We start from the raw sequence: 2,203 nt of genomic DNA, 5'->3' as shown, positions 1-2,203 counted from the left end.
GGTGCGGCAGTTGCCGGACGGGTCGCTGGAGTATCAGGGCCGCAACGACGATCAGGTCAAGATCCGTGGCTTCCGCATCGAACTCGGCGAGATCGGGGCCAGGATCGGTGAGCACCCGGGTGTGCGCTCCTGCGTGGTCGTCGTCCGCGAGGACCAGCCGGGAAACAAGCAGTTGGTCGCGTACGTCGTCCCGGTGGACGGGGCCCCGGCACCGGACCACCGCGCGGAACTCGCCCGGCATGCGGCCCGTACCCTCCCCGAGTACATGGTGCCCAGCGCCTTCGTCACCTTGCCGACCCTGCCGCTGACCGCCAACGGGAAGCTCGACCGTGAGGCGCTGCCGGCTCCCGGCATCGACGCCTACGCCCAGCGTGAGTACGTCGCGCCGGGCACCGCCACCGAACGGGCGCTCGCGGCGGCGTGGGCCGAGGTGCTGGGCCTCGACGAGACGCGTATCGGTGCCGGTGACAACTTCTTCGAGCTGGGCGGCCATTCGCTGCTCATCACCGTCCTGGTGGCCCGCCTGAAGGAACGGGGCTTCGACGTACCCGTACGCGGTGTGTTCAGCTCCCCGACGCTGGCCGGCCTGGCGGTGGAGATCGACGAGGCGCGGGCCGGCGCCGGTACGGCCACCGGCTACCGCGTTCCGCCCAACCTGATCCCGCTGGGCAGCCGGCGCATCACCCCGGACATGCTCCCCCTGGTCGACCTCGATCAGGAACAGATCGACGCCGTCGTGGCCACCGTCCCCGGCGGCGCACCCAACGTCCAGGACATCTATCCGCTGGCCTCCGCCCAGGAGGGCATCCTCTTCCACCACCTGCTGGACCCGGACAACGACCCCTACCTCGTCTCCCTCCTCCTGGCCGCCGACGACGAAGAAGCGTGTGCCGCCTTCACGAAGGCGCTCCAAGCGCTGATCGACCGGCACGACGTCATGCGTACGGCCGTGATCACCGCCGGGCTGCCCGAGCCGGCGCAGGTCGTGCAGCACACCGCCCGCCTGACGGTCGAACGGACGCGCCTCGACCCGGACACGGATCCCGAGACGCAGGCCCGCGCCCTGCTGGACCGGCCCCGGCGGATGCGGGTCGACCGGGCACCCCTGCTGCGGCTGCTCATCGCCGAGGACCCACACTCCGACCGGCGCTACCTCCTGCTCAGCGCCCACCACCTCATCGAGGACGCCACCACCCTGCGGCTGGTCCTCGAAGAGCTGGCCGCCCACATGACGGGCCGTACGGAACTGCTGGCCGCCCCGGCGCCGTACCGCGACTTCGTCGCCCACACGCTGCACCAGACGGCGACGGGCGACGCGGAAGCCCACTTCCGGGCCACCCTCGGTGATGTCACCGAGCCGACGAACCCCTTCGGGCTGACGAACGTACGCGGCGACGGCCACCGGTACCCGCAGGTGCGCCGCGCCCTGCCGCCGGGCCTGACGCGCGACCTGCGCGCGCAGGCCCAGCGCCTGCGGACCAGCCCGGCCTGCCTCTTCCACGCCGCCTGGGCGTGTGTCGTCGCCGCGGCCGCCGGACGTGACGACGTGGTGTTCGGCACCGTGATGTCGGGTCGCCTGCAAGGTGTCCCCGGCGTGGAGCGGATGCTCGGCAACTTCATCAACACCCTGCCGCTGCGGGTGAGCCTGGCCGGCCGGACCGTCCGCGAGCTGATCGCCGAGGTGGACACCGGGCTCAAGGACCTGATCGCCCGTGAGCAGAGCCCGCTGAGCCTGGCGCAGCGCTGTAGCGGCCTGGACGCCGACACCCCGCTGTTCAGCGCGGTGATCAACGTGCGGCACTTCGAGCCGGGGCGCGGCGACACCACGGCGCCCCCCATCGGCGACCGGGGGATCCACTGGGTGGCGGAGGCCGACGCGATCAACTACCCCCTGGTGGTGTCCCTCGACGACTTCGGCGACGAACTCGCGCTGCACGTCCGGGTCGACGAATCCGTGGCGTGCGAGTCCCTCGTGGGCCATGTCGAGTCCGCCCTGTCGGGCATCGTCGCGTCCCTCGCCGCGGACGACGGCACCGGCACCCGTGCCCTGGACATCGACGTCCTGCCCGCCGCGGAGCGTCGGCGGGTGTTGGTGGAGTGGAATGAGTCGCCGGTGGAGGCTGGGTCGGGTTTGGGGTCGGTGTTGGGTGAGCGGTGTGTGCATGAGTGGTTTGAGGAGGTGGTGGCGGGTTCGTCCGGTGCG

1 protein-coding gene is annotated in these 2,203 nt (G+C 71.7%); it reads left to right on the top strand.

All coding sequences use genetic code 11. From position 1 onward, the window contains the following. A partial coding sequence (locus ACH4EB_RS38655; RefSeq protein WP_398353225.1) for a condensation domain-containing protein occupies positions 1-2,203 on the top strand: 2,203 nt, incomplete at both ends.

This window comes from Streptomyces sp. NPDC018045, from assembly GCF_044327445.1.
GTDB lineage: Bacteria > Actinomycetota > Actinomycetes > Streptomycetales > Streptomycetaceae > Streptomyces.
This window is presented reverse-complemented; position numbering and strand designations above follow the sequence as displayed.